The organism is Desulfolithobacter dissulfuricans (assembly GCF_025998535.1).
In the GTDB taxonomy this organism is placed as follows: Bacteria; Desulfobacterota; Desulfobulbia; order Desulfobulbales; family Desulfobulbaceae; genus Desulfolithobacter; species Desulfolithobacter dissulfuricans.
This window is the reverse complement of sequence record NZ_AP024233.1, coordinates 3,348,979-3,364,793: the sequence shown is the minus strand read 5'-3', so window position 1 is coordinate 3,364,793 and position 15,815 is coordinate 3,348,979. Positions and strand designations below refer to the sequence as shown.

General features: G+C 57.4%; 8 protein-coding genes. 6 read left to right on the top strand and 2 right to left on the bottom strand.

All coding sequences use genetic code 11. From position 1 onward, the window contains the following. Positions 1 to 19: 19 nt before the first annotated feature. Entirely contained in the window at positions 20 to 316 is a 297-nt protein-coding gene (locus GF1_RS15020; RefSeq protein ID WP_267929153.1) for an ArsC family (seleno)protein, read from the bottom strand. Between the two features lie 396 nt (positions 317 to 712). Between GF1_RS15020 and GF1_RS15015 the strand changes: the two genes are divergently transcribed. The 4 genes from GF1_RS15015 (at position 713) to GF1_RS15000 (ending at position 6,929) form a co-directional block, all read left to right on the top strand. Continuing rightward, a complete protein-coding gene (locus GF1_RS15015) occupies positions 713 to 1,357 on the top strand; it encodes a metallophosphatase domain-containing protein (protein ID WP_267927366.1) in 645 nt (214 codons plus the stop codon). A gap of 288 nt (positions 1,358 to 1,645) precedes the next feature. Next, complete coding sequence (locus GF1_RS15010; RefSeq protein ID WP_267927365.1) at positions 1,646 to 2,092, top strand: PilZ domain-containing protein; 447 nt, start codon at positions 1,646 to 1,648, stop codon at positions 2,090 to 2,092. Positions 2,093 to 2,196: 104 nt separating this feature from the next. Then, the gene (locus tag GF1_RS15005) at positions 2,197 to 3,432 is read left to right on the top strand and encodes a metallophosphoesterase family protein (protein WP_267927364.1); all 1,236 of its coding nucleotides are present in this window, start codon (positions 2,197 to 2,199) and stop codon (positions 3,430 to 3,432) included. After that, on the top strand, positions 3,429 to 6,929 hold the full coding sequence (locus GF1_RS15000; protein WP_267927363.1) for an ATP-binding protein: 3,501 nt from the start codon (positions 3,429 to 3,431) through the stop codon (positions 6,927 to 6,929). Before GF1_RS15005 ends, GF1_RS15000 begins: the two co-directional genes overlap by 4 nt. Positions 6,930 to 7,201: 272 nt before the next feature. On the opposite strand, the gene GF1_RS14995 is transcribed toward GF1_RS15000, so the two are convergent. Beyond that, the gene (locus GF1_RS14995) at positions 7,202 to 11,443 is read right to left on the bottom strand and encodes an acyl-CoA dehydratase activase (RefSeq protein ID WP_267927362.1); all 4,242 of its coding nucleotides are present in this window, start codon (positions 11,441 to 11,443) and stop codon (positions 7,202 to 7,204) included. 579 nt (positions 11,444 to 12,022) lie between these two features. Between GF1_RS14995 and GF1_RS14990 the strand changes: the two genes are divergently transcribed. Together GF1_RS14990 and GF1_RS14985 are read left to right on the top strand one after the other, a co-directional pair. Then, positions 12,023 to 14,683: a sigma 54-interacting transcriptional regulator gene (locus tag GF1_RS14990; protein ID WP_267927361.1), complete on the top strand. Its 2,661-nt coding sequence runs from the start codon at positions 12,023 to 12,025 to the stop codon at positions 14,681 to 14,683. Positions 14,684 to 15,020: 337 nt separating this feature from the next. Then, on the top strand, positions 15,021 to 15,800 hold the full coding sequence (locus GF1_RS14985) for a MalT transcriptional regulator family protein (RefSeq protein WP_267927360.1): 780 nt from the start codon (positions 15,021 to 15,023) through the stop codon (positions 15,798 to 15,800). The last annotated feature ends 15 nt before the right edge of the window (positions 15,801 to 15,815 follow it).

The window sequence follows — 15,815 nt, the reverse complement described above, 5'->3', positions numbered from 1 at the left end:
TCATCGGATGCGACCGCTGTCAGCCCTGAACATACTGTTCATACATCGCCTCGTTGAAACCGACCACGACCCGGTCGCCGATCTTGAGGGTCGGCGCCCGCAGGTTGCCGGTCCGGCCGAGACAGAGCCTCAGTATTTCGTCCCGGTCGTCCGTGGCCGGATCCAGGACCTGGAACTTCTTCCCCCGGCCGACCACGATTTCCCTGGCCCCGGACAGGATGGCCCAGGCATCGTCCCCCTCGATTTTCTCTTTCCGGGCTTCCACCGTCTCTTTTATTTCAATGCCCTTCTCGTCAAACACAGCCTGTGCCCTGATGCACGATTTTCAGCCCTTGCGCAGGTATGCCCAGTCAATGGTCATTTGTTTCCTCCTTGCGGTTTCAACTGATAGAGTCCAGAATCGTTCGTCCAGTGTAGCGCATCTGCCGGTGCCTTGCCAGGTTCAAGTCCCGAAATCCTGGATCTGGACCTTCGGGATCCCGCTTCCGACGAAAAACCGGGCCCGGACGGGCTGTCGCCCTCCTGATCACCCCGGCTTTTTTTCTGGATGAACTGTCACCCGTTGTGGTACTGTGGCTGTTTTTTCATATCAGAGACATAACGGCTTTCTAACGGCTTACTGACAGAGGATCGGTATCCTCCGGGGCAGAGATGTGCGGAGACCCGGCCGCCGTCAGACCACCTGTTCCAGACCAGAAAAGAGACAGTGACCATGAAGATAACCGTACTGAGCGACACCCATACCCGCCATAACCAGGTCAGCATTCCCCCCGGCGATATCCTGATCTTTGCCGGCGACATGAATAACTGCCGGGACGAACAGGATGTGGCCGACTTCAACAGCTTTCTTGCAACCCTTCCCCACCACCACAAAGTCGTGATCGGCGGCAACCATGACCATCAGCTCGCCCAAAACCCCCAGGCAGCCAAGGCGCTCCTCCCCGAGGCCATCTACCTCCAGGATGAACTGGTCGTGATCGGCGGCCTGACTATATACGGTGCGCCCTGGCAGCCGGTCTTCAACGACCGGGCCTGCGATGCCTTTGCCTTGCCCCGTGGCAGGGCACTGGAGGAAAAATGGGCAATGATCCCCCCTGGTATCGATATTCTGGTTACCCATTCGCCGCCAGCCGGGATCCTGGACCAGGACGGCCCGGTCGCCCACGGCTGCTGCGATCTCACCGCCGCGGTCAATGTATTCAGGCCAAAGTACCATGTTTTCGGCCACATACATAGTAATCACGGGGTAGTGAAAAACGGCGCCACAACCTACATCAACTGCAATGTCAGCGGCCCGGACGGCAAACTCAGGCCGGCGCTCTCCTTTGACTATGCCCCGAAAGCGGCAGGGAGCTGAAACAACAGGACCCGGGCCACCATCCGCGTCCCTTTGATGTTGCCTCCCCGCCGGCAGCCCCGCTCCTCCCCGTGATTCCACGGTGCACCTGACGAGACGAAAATTCCCTTCGACGATCCCCTGTGTTTGCATTGCCCGCCAACGGTTTGCCCGCTGTCCGGACCGCCTGCTGAGTATCTGATTGATTTTTCGGCCAGGTACTGGTTATATATCGTGAATAAAATCCCGCTGATACAGAGAGACACGTGAGGGGACAGGCAACGTGCACACAGATGGGAGGGAGAAGAGATGATTGCACAGAAAAGGGAGCAGGTCGAGCCGGGCCAGGGCTCACGCAAGCTTGATTCCGGCTTCACCGAAAACCGGCGGGCGGTCCGGATTCCCAGGCAGGTGGTGGAACAGGCCCTGCTGGCGGAAAACGGCTCGATCAATGTCCAGGTGGCCGGGGTGGAAAAAACCAGGTGGCAGGATGCGGTACTCCGGGATCTGCACCAGAACGGCATGTCCTTTATCCTGCCAGGTCATTCCCTGCGCGAAGGGGACTTGATTCACGTGGAACTGCGGCTGGGCGGGCTGGATTTTGAATCCGACGCCCGGGTCCGCTGGACCCTGCGCCATCACGTGGGTATCGAGTTTCTCGATTCCCGGGCCCGGGACGCCGCCTTCCTGGCCGAGTTCTACACCACCCGGCTGCTGAACCTGCTCCGGGAGGATTCCGGCGACTTCGATTCCTGACCGGTCCCGATCGGCTGGTCGTTTCGGTCCACTGTCCCGAGCTCCTGAGGTCCGGCAGACAGTGCGCCGTATTTTCCGTCCCCCTTTTTCCGAGAGTCGATCTTTTGTTTATCTTTCTCCACTGCGCCGATATTCACCTGGACAGTCCGCTGCGCAATCTGGCCCTGCGGGAACAGGATGGCTCCGTGATTCGCGGCGCGGTCCGCCGCGCCTTTGCCGACCTGGTTCAGCTGGCCCTGGATCAGCAGGTGGCCTTCGTTCTGATCGGAGGCGACCTCTACGACGGGGCCTGGAAGGATTACCACACCGGGCTCTATTTCATCAGCCACATGCAGCGCCTCGGCCGGGCCGGGATCCGGGTTTTCCTGGTCTCCGGCAACCATGACGCCTCCAGCCGGATTACCACGGCCCTGCGGTTACCGGACAATGTGGTCCAGTTTTCCACCCGGCGGGCCGAGACCGTGGTCCTGGAGGATCTGCGGGTGGCGATCCATGGCCGCGGCTACGATCGGCGAGCGGTCACCGACAATCTGGCCCTTTCCTATCCGGATCCGGACCCGGACATGTTCAACATCGGCCTGCTCCACACCGGGCTTTCCGGCCGTCCCGGGCACGAACCCTATGCCCCGTGCACGGTGGAGGACCTGGTCAGCCGAGGCTACGACTATTGGGCCCTGGGTCATGTGCACCAGCGCGAAGTGGTGCACCGGGACCCCTGGATCGTCTTTCCCGGCAACATTCAGGGGCGCCACATCCGCGAGGCCGGACCCCGGGGCGCCACCCTGGTGACGGTGGAAAACGGGAAGGTCACCGCAGTGGAGCACCGGGACCTGGACGTGGTGCGCTGGAGCCTGTGCCGGGTGGATCTTACCGGTTGCACCAGTGTGGACGAGGTTCTGGAACGGACCGGTCATGACCTGAGTGATACCGCGGACCGGGCCGATGGCCGGCCGGTGGCGGTCCGTCTGGAACTGAGCGGCGAGGTATCCTGTCATCCGGAGCTGCACCGGGACCGGGAGCACCTGGTGTCGGAACTTATGGCCCTGGCCGGTGACCTGGGCGAGGTGTGGCTGGAAAAGATCCGGTTGCGTACCCGGCCCCCTGCCTGCGATCCTGTAACGGCTGACCCCGGGCTGGAAGACCTGGAGCGGTTGCTTGCGGAGATCGATTCCCCCCTGGAGCTGGCGCCGGAGCTGGAAAAGTTCCTTGGCAGGCTGCCCCCGGAACTCGGCGGCCGGGAATCCCTCCTCCCCGATGATCCCGCCCAAAGCCGCGAACTGCTCAGCACGGCCCGGGACTTGCTCCTGGGCCGGATCCTTGGCCACCGGGGGACCCCGTGAGAATTCTTCGCCTGGATATTGCCGCCTTTGGCCCCTTCACGCGCCGGGTTCTCGATTTTTCCTCGGACCTGCCCGGCCTGCACCTGGTATTCGGTCCCAACGAGGCCGGCAAGTCCAGCTCGCTGCGGGCGCTCAAAGCCTGGCTCTTCGGTTTTCCGGTCCGCACCGCTGACGCCTTCCTCCATCCCTACAACAAGCTCCTGGTGGGCGGCGAGATCGAGGAGCAGGGCAAGCGCCTGGGTTTCTACCGCCGCAAGCGCAACAAGGGTGACCTGCTCGATCCGGACGGCAATCCCTTGCCGACCGGGGCGCTTGATCCTTTCCTCCACTCCCTGGACCAGCAGCTCTTCGAAGCTCTGTACGGGATCGACCACGACCGGCTGGTCCAGGGTGGCCGCGATATTCTGGAACAGCGGGGTGAACTGGGCGACATCCTCTTTGCCGCTTCCACCGGGGTTGCTTCTTTACACCGGCTCATGGCCAGCCTGGACGAGGAAAGCGGCCGTCTTTTCAAGTCCGGCGGCCAGCTTCCGTTGATCAACAAGGCCATCGCCCGTCACCGGGAACTGAAAAAGGAGATCCGCGACCTGTCCCTGGCCCCGGAGCGCTACCTGGAAGCGGACCGGGAACTGCGGGAAGTGACTGACCGCTACCGGGACCTGGATGCAATCAGGCGGGAGCTGGAACAAAGGATCCGTTCTCTGGACCGGATCCACCGGGCCTTCTCCCTGATCGGTCGCCGCCGTGCCCTGCGGAGGCAGCTGGCCGAACTTGGCCAGGTACACCCCCTGGCGCCAGATTTTTCTGCCCGCAGGCTCAAAGTCCAGGAACAGCTGCGCGACCTGCGCCTTCAGGAGGCCGGTAACCGGACAAGACTGGCGGAACTGAAGACAAAACTTGGTTCCCTGGACACCGATCGGGCCCTGCTGGAGCAGGAGTCCCGGATCGAGTTCTTCTACCAGCAGGTGAGCGAGTACCGCAAGGCCCAGCGCGACCTGCCACGGATCGAGGGGCTGCGCGCCACCCGTCGGCGGGAGGCAAGAAGGGCCCTGAAAATGGCGGCCCCGAACCTGGAGCTGGACCAGGCCGACCGGCTTGGCGAATTGTGGCGCAACCGGGAAAGGGTGCGCCACCTGCTCACCCGCTTCGAGGCCCTGGATCAGGCCCGGCAGGACACCGGCCGTCGCCGCAGGACCATCCTGCAGAGGCTCAAGCAGTTGCAGGACCAGTCCCTGGTACCACCCCATCCGCGAACCATGGAAAGGCTGCGCCTGGCCCTGGACGCGGCCCGCCGTCTGGGTGACATCGACATCGCTATCGGGACGCTCGAGCGGGAAATCGCTGCCCTGGCCCTCCACTGCGACCGTGAGCTGGCCCGTCAGCAGCTGTGGGAGGGCACGGCAGCGGACCTGGTCCGGCTCCGGCTGCCCGGCGAGGAAAGCGTGAGTCGCTTTGCGGAACAGTTCCGGGACCTGGAGATCCGTCTGGCCGGCCAGGACCAGGCCATTGCCGAAACACGGGAACGGCTGGAGCAACTGCGCCGGGACCGGCGTGAACTGGAACTGGCCGGGACCGTACCCAAGGAAGAGGAACTGGCAACAATCCGCCGGAATCGGGATCACGGTTGGCGTCTCATCCGCCAGGCCTGGCTGCAGGGGGAGGGGATTGGTGACTTACTCCACCAGTGGGCTCCGGACGATCCGGCCGACCAGTATGAACAACTCGTTCTCCAGGCCGACACCCTGGCCGATCGGTTGCGCCTGGAAGCGGAGCGGGTCCACAAGTTCGCTGCCCTGGGTGCGGATGAACAGCTCTACGCCACCCGGCTGGCCATCCTGGAGGAAGAACGGGAAAAACTCGCCAGGGAACGGGAACAGCTCGCCCTGTCCTGGACCGGGCTCTGGCAGCCGCTGGGTATTACTCCGCTCACACCGCCCGAGATGCAGGCCTGGCTGCGACGCATGGAGAACCTGCGAACCGAGGCAGCTGCCCTGGAGGAACAGCAGGCTCGGCTCGGGGACCTGGCCGGTCGGCGGGAAGAACACCGGGCCGCGCTCCTGTCCCTGCTGGACAGGGAAACCGCACCGTCCGGCCCGGAGCTGGCCCCGGTCATCGACCTGGTCGCCGCACACCTGACCGACCTGGAAGAGCAGCAGTCCCTGGCCCGGGAACACGACCGCGAGCTGGCCCGCCAGCAGCAGCTTCTCGAAGAGGTGGACCGGGAACTTGCGGAAACGGCCCGCCAGCAGGAAGACTGGCAGGCACAGTGGCAAACAGCGGTCAGCCTGCCGGAGGGTGCAGTGCCTCTGGATCCGGGCAGCGCCCCGGGGATTCTCGAGGCAGTGGAAAAGCTCTTCCATCTCCTTGAGCAGATGGACGAGGATACCAGCCGGATCCGGGGCATCAACCGGGACGCCGAAACCTTTGCCCGGGAGATCCGCCAGCTGGCGGCACAGCTTGCCCCGGAGCTCGGTGAAGACCGGCCGGATGATTGCGCCGAGCACCTTTACCGGCTTCTTGGTCAGGCCCGGGAGATCGAGACCCGGCAGCGTACCTGGGAAGAACAGGTAGAAATCCTGGAGCAGGAACTGGGAGAGCTCGAAACCAGGATCGGTTTCTGGGAGGAGGAGCTGGAGAAACTTCTCACCGAGGCCGGATGCCGGGCGGAACAGGAGCTGGTCGAAGTCGAGCGCAGGGCCGCGGAACAGGCCAGGCTCCAGGAGGCGATCCAGGCTCTGGAAACCGATCTCCGTCCCCTGGCCGGCGACCAATCTCTGGACAGCTTTGAAAAACAGGTGGCCGCCGAAGACAGCGATACCCTGCCCGAACGCATCGGGGAGCTGCGACGGGAAATCGAGCAGGATCTTGAACCGGAACTCAGGCACCTGGCCGAGCAGAGGGGCGAACTTAAGCGGGAACTGGCCCAGATGGACGGCACCAGCCAGGCTGCGCTCCGGGCATCCGAGCTTGAGGAAAACCTGGCCCTGCTGCGGGAGCATGCCGAGCGCTATATCCGCCTCCGCCTGGCCGCCGGCCTCCTGCGGCGCGGGATCGACCGTTTCCGGGAAGAAAATCGCGATCCACTCCTGGAGGCCGCCTCGGCCATGTTCGCCCGGATCACTCTGCACTCCTTCACCGGCCTGGCCACCGACATCGACGGTCAGGGCAAGCCGGTACTGGTGGGATTGCGGGGTGACAACCAGCGCCTCGGGGTAGAGGGTATGTCCACCGGCACCCGCGATCAGCTCTACCTCTGCCTCCGGTTGGCCTCGCTTCTCCAGCGGGCCCAGGCCGGCCAGTCCATGCCTTTTATCGCCGACGATATCCTTATCAACTTCGACGATGACCGCTCCCGCGCCACCCTGGAACTCTTGGCCGAGGTGGGCAGAAAGAACCAGATCATCCTCTTCACCCACCACCACCGGGTGGTTGAGCTGGCAGGCCAGCTCGAGACCACCATCCATCTCCACACCCTCGAACAGGGATCGCCCCTGTAGGGCGGCCCCCCGCGGCCGCCCGGGTTTTACCCATGGGGTGACAGGATGTTATCTAACCCTTCGTCGCCCTGTTCGACCCAAATATCTCACCAGTTCCATGGCCGGCAAGGGGGAAATTTTTGTTCAGGTTCTCCGTGGCGAGCGGGCAGGCACAGGAGCTTGCCCCTGCGATGCGTGTGTCGGGGCATCTTCCCGTCACCAGGGGACCGGTGTCCATGTACCCTCCGGCACCGGGGAGACCTCCCCGGCCATCTTTCCGGGTCGTAAGCCGCTCAGGAGGCAACCATGTTGGAGCCATGTTGCTGCCTGGCCTGCTGAACAAAGGCCTCGAGCCGCAGCAACCTGCCTGTCTCCTGCTGACCGTCACAGGCCAGGACCAGGAAGGGCTTGGGACCAAGCTTTTTGCGGATTTTGGCAACCAGGGCATTGGTAATGGTTCCCGGCATGCAGGACAGGGGCATGACATTTATTATTCCATGGGTACCGTTTTCAATATAATCTACCGTGTTGCCGGCACCCAGGATGGCCTCGCCTTCGTATTCCAGGCTGATAAAAGGCTTAGCCCTGGTGAGCACTTTGCGGATGCCCTGCTCTTTGCCGCCCGGCAGATCAAAGACCATGCTTTCGAGCTTTCGGAGATCGCGGATCTGGATGATGTTTTCGGCCACAAGGCGTAAACATGTCTTCCATTCCCCTTTTCTCCGGGCCCTCCTCAGGGCCGTGAAGTTGGTGTAGAGAATCCATTCGCTCATGGATGGCAGGAGCACTTCAGCCCCCAGTTCCTCCAGGAGAGCCACCAGCGAGGTGTTGGCATGGGGGTTGACTCTGGTATAAATCTCGCCTATCACCGCTATGAGTGGTTTGTTTCGTGTATCGTGGCGCTTCAGTGCCAGAAAGGTATCCGCCAGTCTCCTCAATATCGGACCGGCATCACCTCTGGATTCCAGAGCCCTGCAGATCTCGCTCAGGCCTTCCTTATAGAGAGCGTTGACCTCCTGAGCGTTCTCCGCCCTGGGCCTGACCGCTCTGGTCATCCTGTCAAGCAGGTCTACAGCCACAACCCCCTGCCATGCCAGTCGGGGAAAGTTTTTTCCCAGCTCATCCGCCTCGCTGTAAAAGGAAATATCCTGATTCAGGCTGATAACAGGCACCTCGCTCAGGCCCAGACGGTCCAGAACCCGCCGGTGGAAGCTGGGATATTGCCCAAAACGACATGGGCCGGCGCCAGCCGGCATGAAGAAGGCGGCTCTCTTTGGATCAAAGTCCGGCCGGTTGATCATTTTAACCAGGTCTCCGGTGGTCAAAACGGCCGGATAACACTCTTTGCCGCTTGTATGCCTGAGGCCAAGTTCCAGGCTTTCCTCGTCGGTGGCGGGAAGTACCTCGGCCCTGCAGCCGCAACCTTTCATGGCGGCTTTTACCGCGTGAGAATGGTCGCACATATAAGGGATATAGACGGTCCTTTCCCTGGCTGATTTCCCGCCTTTGTTCCTGGTAGGAGACGCCTGGCTCCCAATGGACGAGGATAGGCTGTTAAACTGTTTCGCTCCTTCTGCCTCTCCCGCCGTATCCAGAAAGGCCTCTATCCTGGTAAGAGCACCGGCATCGGCACTGTGTTCATCGATTTCCAGCTCCAGAAACGGTTTGTCCCCCATTATATCCTTGAAAAAGTGCAGTAGAAAGGAGTCGGGACCGCAGCCGAAATTGGTAATGTAGATGGCTCGAAGTCCAGGGTCGTGCGCCACCTTGATAGCGGCTGCCAGAATCTTCTGACCATATCTCCAATACATGCTCTCGAGCGTCGGGATATCCCTGATATGCTCGTTCAGGGAGACGTGGTCCATGGGGATGGGCATTATCCCGAGCCTGAGAAGCTTGTGATGGACTCCCAGATTAGCTCCGGGATCCAGGGCGTTGTAGGGGCGCCCGACAAGAAGAACCGCCTTGAGGCCCGGCTCGAGGGCCTCGAGAGCCTCCCGTCCACGGCGCAGACACTCCGCAGCAAAGCCGTCCTGTGCTTTCCAGGCTGCCTTCCATGCCCTGGCAACGGTACCGGGTCCGGCCTTGAATAAATGGCACAGAGCAGCGGTGGTGCCGGGAGAGAGTTTCTCTCTTGCGCCCATCCTGAGGGCGACGGTCAGCAACCGGGTGTTGAGGGCCTCAAAATCCACCCCGGCCTGCACGGTATAGGGAAAGCTTTGCACATAGGGACAAACCTGTCCTCCTGTGGCAGGCCGGCGGAAGGGCAGCTCTATGACGGCCGGGATAAAAATTTTTCCGACACCTTGTTCTATCAGCTCCAGTACGTGACCATGGCCCACCTTGACCGGAAAGCAGGGTTCATTGGCCACGGCCTCCGCTCCTTTCCTGATAAGGGCCTTGCTGGTTGGCCCGGAAATGAGCGGACCATAGCCAAGTTCCCGCAGGAAGGTGGCGAAAAAGGGCAGCCATTCCTGGAGGACGAGGGCATAGGGAAGGCCCATGGGGCCCTTGGGGAAGCTCCTGGCCTCTTCCAGATCTTTGCAGCCATAGGACAAGAGAAGCCCCTGGCGCTGCTGGACCAGATCCGGATACCTTGCCGCACTGTGCCCGGAGGACGTTCCGCCTGTTTCATAGCGTTCACATCGGCCTCCGTAGAAAAAGGAATTTTGTCCCTGGATGCTTATTTTGCTGATGGAGCACAGGTTGGGGCAGGCTTTACACTCAAAGGTATGGGTCTTGAATTGGACATCGGCAGCTTCAAGACCTTTGAATCCACTTATTCCGGAAGTTCTTTCCCCGGCAATGAGCGCTGCTCCCAGCGCGCCGGTCAGGCCGCAGTTATCCGGCACGGTAACAGGACGATCCAGGATCGTTCCAAAGGCCGCCACCACTCCTTTGTTCAGAGCGGTCGCTCCCTGATAGAACACCCGTCTGCCTATGGGACGGCCTTCCACAACCTTGTTCATGTAGTTATGGGCTATGGCGTAACAGAGTCCGGCCACCAGATCCGGTGTCGAGGCCCCCTGCTGCTGATAGTGGACAAGGTCCGATTCCATGAAAACGGTGCATCTTTGTCCCATTTTCACAGGGGAGGAGGCTTCAAGGGCTATGGTGCCGAACTCTTCCAGACCCACCCCGAGCCTGGTTGCCTGCTCTTCAAGAAAAGAACCGGTTCCTGCCGCACAGGCCCGATTCATCATGAAGTCCTTTACGACCCCCCGTTCGATCCTGATATATTTGGAATCCTGACCGCCGATCTCGAAGATCGTATCCACTTCCGGATCAAGGACCATGGCAGCCTTGGCCTGGGCCGTGATCTCGTTGATCACCGAATCGGCACCAATGAAATCCGCCGCCAGATAGCGTCCGGAGCCGGTGGTACCTGCCGCCTTGAAAGTAGTGTCTGACCCCAGTTGCAGGCGCAGCTCCGCCAGCCCCTTTTTCAGGGCCTCGATTGGACGACCAGCGGTCGGACCGTAGTAGGAGGCGACAATCCTGCCTCTGCTGTCACAACCAATTATTTTGGTGCTGACAGAACCGACATCCACTCCCAAGAGCAAATTTTTTTCTCTCGCCCGACCCGGGCCCGGAGCATTATTTTTCCGGGAACCGGAGATGTTCCTGGGCACAAGTCGGGGAAGTCTCCTGAGCTGCGGAGCCCTGTCTTTGATAAAGGCCTCCAGGGCGTCCAGCCCTTTGAATCCCGGTTCCAGCTTCTCTTCCCGGGTCGCCTTGATAACTGCGCCGATGGCTCCCATCATGCGAAAATGGGGAGGGATGACAAGGCGGTCGTCGGCCAGGCGAAATACCTCCTTGAGCGCTCTCGCCACCCCGTGATTTTCCGCCACTCCGCCCTGGAAGACAAGCGGCGGCTGCAGAATCCTTCCTTTTGCCAGGGTGGCTTTGATATTGCGGGCCAGGGCCATGCAGAGTCCGGCAATGATGTTTTCTTCCGGTACTGCCGCCTGCTGGAGGTGGATCATGTCACTCTTGGCAAATACCGTACATCTTCCTGCCAGTCGGGCTGGGGATGTTGCCTTGAGAGCCAGACGGCTGAATTCATCAATGGAGATACCGAGGCGTCCAGCCTGCTGGTCCAGGAAGGCACCGGTGCCGGCTGCGCACAGGCTGTTGAGGGCAAAGTCTTCGACCTGCATTCGACCACCTTCGCCCGGGGCCAGAAGGACCAGCTTGGTATCCTGGCCGCCGATATCAAGAACCGCTCTGGCATCGGGGCAATAGAAAAGAGCGGCTTCCGTGTGGGCCATAATCTCGTTGACAAAAGTTCCACCCAGAATTTTTGACAACAGTCGTCCTCCAGTGCCGGTGAAGACAAATGATGCTCGCTTTTCAGGGGAATGGAAACCCTTCAGGATGCTTTTGAGAAGCCTGTAAACCGCCTCTGCGGGCCGACCATTCGTTCTGGTCCTTTTCTCATATAACAAGGAAAATTTTTGGTCCAGTATGGCGATCTTGGCAGTGGTCGAACCTACATCCACTCCGTATAACAGACCTGATACTCTGTTGTTCATGCCTATCTCCTTATTGCAGGCTTAGACATTCAGAGCAATATCCACGAGATTATAGCCCTGGGTATAGAAGCAATACCACGATTGGATACAACAAACATCAAGAAGAGTTGGAAGGAGATTCTCCATGATCTTTTTTGTACGTAGTTCCGGGGACATAGTAGTTCCGGAGACAACATGCCTAATTAATTGACTCCGGGTTGAAAAGTAGTATCCTTGAGACATGGTGTGAATAGCAAGAGTGGTAGCACCGGGAATACCCCATCATATTACCCGGCGCGGCAACCGTCAGATGGAGACTTTCTTTGCTGACGCTGACTATGAGGAACACCTGTGCCTGATGGCCGGATGGTGCAGTCGCTGCAATGTGCAGATCCGGGCATATTGCCTGATGCCGAACCATGTCCTGCTGATAGCAACCCCTGAGTCCGAAGATGGTTTGCGCCGGGCGGCCACTGGGAGGAGACACTTTTATTGATCATCTTGAGCAGCTCGTTTCCCGCCCATTGAGAAAAAAGAAACCGGGCCCGGAAAAAAATTATTAGAATAGTGGGTTCTGAGCTCTCTTAAGTAAAAATATTGATGATTTCACAACTGGCTTCAGCAAGTATGGAAGGTGAATTTATTGTCAGGAATTTGCAGCGCTCGCTCCTTTTCCAGGATGTCGGTGAATCAGAATTGGCATCCTATGCAGCGAATGCCCGTGTGCAAAACTTTTCTCAGGGACAGTACGTGTACAGGCAGGGTGATCCCAGTGATGTCTTTTATATCGTTGCCACTGGAGAAGCGGAACTCGTTGTAACACGGGATGATGGAGTGAAGAGTGTTGTCGGACGAATTGACGCAGGCGGTCATTTTGGAGAAACCGGCATTCTGAGCTCAAAACCACATTCGGTCGGGGCACGTGCACTTTGTGATCTTGTTGTTATCTGTTTTGACAAATATTTTTTCAAGACAACTATTCTATCCAACCAGAAGATCCACAATCGCCTCGATGCTCTTCTGGCAGAGCGGTTAAGGGTCGCATTTCATGACTATGCCGATCCTGCGGGTGTGCAACAGCCGGACAAAGAGACATTAAAAGCGGCTGAATTAATTCTCTTTAAGGAGAAATCCTTCTCTGCAGACCAGGTGTCCGGGTTAATAAAAAACAAAAACGATACTATTCGGCCCTCCAGAACGGCTCAGAAAATCCAGGCTGCAATAGACAGGTTTGTTGCGGAGAGCGAGCCATATATGATCACTGGAGAAGCGGGCACCGGCAAGTCATTCATAGCCCGGCAAATTCACTCTCAGGCTGATTGGACAGATGGTCCATACCAGGAGATCGACCTGAGAGAATATGAACCGGAATGGCTTGAAAGAATACTTTTTGGTACGGAACAGGGTGTCTATCCCTTTGCGCAGATGCGACAGGCAGGTGCCCTCCGGGTCTCCGGCGGGACACTGGTTTTTACCAATGTTCATCTCATGGGTGAAAGGTTGCAGAGGCGCCTGCTCCAGGCAATAGAAAGGAAGACCTTTACCCCGGTAGACAGCGATCGCCAGTTGGCTGTAAGGTCTCGAATTGTTTTTATTTCCACCTTCTCTTTTCGCCAACTTGGAAAATCGAAAAAGCTTCTGCCGGAATTGCTTAATTTTTTTGAGAAGCACCATTTCCATGTGCCTCCCTTGCGCAAGCACAAAAAAGATATTCCACTGCTTATTTCATATTATCTCGATCGTTACAGCAAAGAATACGAGAAAAAAATCTACAGAGTGTCTTCAGAAACTCTCGGCATCCTGATGCACTATGACTGGCCTGGTAATTTGACGGAACTGGCCAGTGTTATGCGTCGAGCTGTAATGCTCGCCCAGAATGACGAAATACTCCCGGAGGAAATCCTTCTCGGCTTGCCAAAGAGTGAAGGAAAATGGGAATACAATATCTTACGGATCCCCTGGATAAGAAAATTTCTGAGCAGTTCGATTTTTCCGCTTGGCCCCCGGATAGTTGTTGGGTTCTTTTTGCTTATCACGGTTATCGCTCTTTTTTCCGGGCCACAACATGGTGTTTCAAATGCGGGAATAACAATGGGTTGGTATATTGGCTGGCCTCTGATGTTTTTCTCTTTTTTCTTTCTGGCCCGAACCTGGTGCAGTGTCTGTACGCTTGCTGTTCCGGGAAGAATACTTCAGAACCTGGTGAAACCACAAAAGAAGACGCCATCCTATATAAAGAATAATTCCGGCTGGATAATGGCCATTTTATGTATCCTTGTCTTCTGGGTGGAAATTGTCTGGGATGCGTACAATAGTCCCTGGCTCACCGGCGGAATTATCCTTGCCGTAACCACCGGATCAATCATTTTCAGTGTCCTGTATTCGAGGAGATCCTGGTGCCGTTATCTCTGCCCGCTTGGTGCGGTAAATGCGATTTTTTCCATGCCTTCGATTGTTGAATTACGCTCAAATCGGCATGTCTGTCTGAATCGTTGCCAGGAGCATGCCTGCTTCGTGGGAGGCGCCACTGGTCTGGGATGTCCCATGTTCAGGCATCCGTACCTGGTTGATAATAATCGAGACTGCATCATGTGCGCAAACTGCATAAAAAACTGTAACAACAGCTCGATTCAGTTAAATATCAGGCTGGCCCCGAATGAATTATGGACGCTGAAAAACCCGAGAAAGGCAGACAGTTTCCTTATAATTTCCATGGGGGCAATATTTTTTCCTTTCGCTCTGCACGAGAAGTTTTCACATCTGGTTGACCTGTTGGTGGCTGATTTAGCGGAAATTGGGGTGGTGCTACCAGACTTTCTAGCAGGAAGTTTGATTTTTTTTACACTTATCCTTGTGTTCCAGCTTGGTTACTATTTCATGGTTACGTCTCAGTGTTTATATGCCAAAATAGAAAGAGAGACCCTGCTCCCACTTTTGGGTTATGGTTTTATCCCATTGATCCTTGGTGGGTTTATGGCAGTCCATCTGGAAGCTTTTATCAGCGGAGCAGGGCGTATTGTCCCTAACATTCAAGAATGGCTTGGCCTGCAATACTCATACGAAAACATTCGATTGATAAGTTCAGACAGTACCTATGTGTTGAAAGCGCTGACTGTTATAGGTGGCTTGCTGGCATCGCTGTATGCCACGTACAGGTTGACTGAGCGTACCATTGCCGGAAGTGTTCTCAATATTAAGCCTCTGATGATCCCATTCAGTTTTCTTTTCACTTTAGCAGGACTTTTCCTTATCATGGTGTAAACTGGCATTTCTTCAGATCTGGGGACTACCTCTCCGGGTGGCTCCCCCGCTGAATATGGTGAAAAATTGACCGACAACAGGGTGGAACTCCGGTTGCGCTGTTTTTTTGATTCCCGGTTCGGGATCTGGCGCGCGCGATTCCAATTCGCCGAATTGGCCCCTCCATCTGACATTATTTATCATGGATGTGCCCTGAAATCTGGCAGGAATTACTAGGGAATTACAGGAAGGCCACATAAAGGCCGGCTTAGAGAAATAAGAATATGAGAATAACAGAGAGGGAGCACGGCCTTGGAACCAAGAGTGGCCAGGCTCCGTCCTGGGCAGGAGCTCACAAGTGCCAGCTACGTTGCAGAATCAGCGTTCCGAGACGAAGTATAGTTCGCCGGTATTCAGGACAGAGGTTCATCTTGACCGTCCCCGCCTGACAAAATACCTCAATGAGGCCTTTGCTGGTTTTAGCTCTGTTGTTATCGAGGCCCAGGCCGGACAGGGGAAAAGCATTTTGGCTGCTCAATATCTCAAAGACATTGAGCAGCCTTTTTTGTGGTACAATATCGATGAGACCGACCGGGATCTGATCACCTTTCTCCTTTCTTTCATCACCGGCCTTAAATCGGTTGGCTCCACTTTTTCAGCCCCGCTGGTTGAGAAAAAGATCGCCGGGGGCGAGGTCTTTCAGGAAACGTTGCCTGAAGTTGTCAACCTGATTCACCGGGGCGTGGAAGCCGCTTTTCAAGACGGGTTGCTTATCATTTTCGATGATCTGCATCTTCTTGAAAACACCGCCACTCTTGATTGTATCCGTGCTCTTGTTCAATGGCCGGGAAGCTCGAACCGATTTTTGCTGTTGAGCCGATCCTCGCTTCGGCAGGCGGGCTTTTATGGAGTCACGGGTTCTCACCGGCTGACAAACAGTGACCTGGCGTTTCAACCAGAAGAAATTGCCGAGTTGTACTGCTCTCTTCTCGAGCTTGCTCTTCCTGTTGATCAGATTGCCGAATTGCACACCCTGACAGATGGCTGGGTCATGGGGTTGGTTATGGCCCAGCATGTCTTGAGGCAAAGGCCACAGGCAGATTTTTATTTTCAGGGTGTCAATAGCCAAAAAAACTGACCCACTACCGGACGA